At 55.8% G+C, this 412-nt stretch carries 1 tRNA gene; it reads right to left on the reverse strand.

Annotation, left to right across the window (positions count from 1 at the left end):
• Nucleotides 1-240: 240 nt before the first annotated feature.
• Nucleotides 241-316 (reverse strand) — tRNA-Lys (locus BTW07_RS19245).
• Between the last annotated feature and the right edge of the window lie 96 nt (nt 317-412).

Below are 412 nucleotides of genomic sequence, written 5' to 3' on the forward strand. Positions count from 1 at the left end.
AGACGGTCATGGCCGAGGCCGCCTTGCTGGCGGAACCGGACGTCAAGACGGCGGGATAGAGGCGAGCCATCGGCACGGCGGATGAAGAGTCGCAAAATAGAACAGCGTCATTCATTGTCGGGTTTGCCGTGCCTACCTGTCATTGTTCCAAATGACGCACTTATCAGAAGGTACGGTAATCGGCGGTGTTAGCGTCACGATTGCGCGTAAAATCGCGCTGTGGCGTGGAATCGGCGGGTCTGGTGGGTCGTGTAGGATTCGAACCTACGACCAATTGGTTAAAAGCCAACTGCTCTACCAACTGAGCTAACGACCCATGCGCTGTTGATCCATGGCGCTAATCGGCGCCAAAAGCATCGACCCGTCGGAGAGTGGTGGGTCGTGTAGGATTCGAACCTACGACCAATTGGTT

It is taken from the genome of Salinicola socius (assembly GCF_001937195.1).
GTDB classification, from domain to species: Bacteria; Pseudomonadota; Gammaproteobacteria; order Pseudomonadales; family Halomonadaceae; genus Salinicola; species Salinicola socius.